The 1,310-nt window shown below is 37.7% G+C and carries 1 pseudogene; it reads right to left on the bottom strand.

The features are described from left to right. A pseudogene (locus CLRAG_RS17015) lies at nucleotides 1-1,174 on the bottom strand (IS110 family RNA-guided transposase); the annotation flags it as partial. Nucleotides 1,175-1,310 lie beyond the last annotated feature (136 nt).

Raw genomic sequence — 1,310 nt, 5'->3', positions numbered from 1 at the left:
TTTTGTTCACAATTTTTTCTACGCTGATCAAAATTAGAGTCATCATAAACTGTACCTGATTTTAGCATCGTATAGATAATTACAAGCAGCTTTCGGGCTAAAGCAATAGTGGATTTTTTGGCACCTTTGTTTTGCTTCAATCTCCAATACCATGATGAAAGATAAGTATTCCTTTTACCAGCGATAACCCATGCAACTTCGCAAAGCATACTTTTTATATAAGGATTACCTTTGGTTACAGAAGTCTTTTTTTTTTACCGGCACTTTCATTATTACCAGGGCTAAGCCCTGCCCAAGAACAAATATGTTCAGCTGTCTTGAAGCAGCTCATGTCTACTCCAATTTCAGCAATAATAGAAGCTGCGGCGGTTTCAGCAATACCTGGAATACTGCATAAAGTTGCTATTGCAGAGGAAAATTGATTTATCTCTGCAATGATTGATGCTTCAACGTCTTTCAGGTGCGAGTTCAAAACATCTAAGTGAGATACTAGCATTTTTAAGAAATTTCTTTGGTGCACAGATAGAGTTCCATTCACTGCAATGAGAATTTCATCTATCCTTTTGCGTGTCTTTGTTTTTAGGCATTCATTAAGTTGTGATTTATTAATTTGTCCATGATCAATGAGACAGTTTATAATATTTCGTCCGGATGCACCAAATATATCAGAGATAAAGGTGGAAAGTCGAAAACCTGAACTTTGCAAAAATTTCTCAATTCTATTCTTCTGGGAAGTAATATCGCGAATCACACTTTTGCGGTAACGAGTGAGGTCACGAAACTCTCGAATTTCCTTAGCTGGAATAAAACTACCGTTAAGTAATCCAGCACGGAGTAATGTGGCAATCCATTCGGCATCTTTCATGTCGGTTTTTTTACCTGGTACATTCTTCATGTGCCTTGCATTTACAACCAGCAATGAAATGTCGCCATCAAATGAATCTTCAAGAGTTTCATAAATTGGCTTCCAGTATATCCCGGTGCTTTCCATTGCTACAAAATGACAATCTTCAGATACTATCCATGCTTTGAGATCCCGCATTCCAGTAATTAATGTGCTAAATTCTCGAATCTCACTCTTTGCTGGTTTACCAACAGGTCCATTTAGTATATAGGCCACAATAATATCCTTGTGAACATCTAGTCCACAACAGCGTTCTAATAAGTCATTCATATAATCGTCCCCTATAAAAAATTAGCAGGAGAATTACCCGAGATAATAGGAACTTTGCTACACGTGCTATCCACTTCTTAGTGGTGCAACAATCTGCTGTGCTCATGGGTAATACGTCTACGTTGAAAATCGGGGT

The sequence above is a fragment of the Clostridium ragsdalei P11 genome (genome assembly GCF_001675165.1).
Classification (GTDB): Bacteria; Bacillota; Clostridia; order Clostridiales; family Clostridiaceae; genus Clostridium_B; species Clostridium_B ragsdalei.
This window is presented reverse-complemented; position numbering and strand designations above follow the sequence as displayed.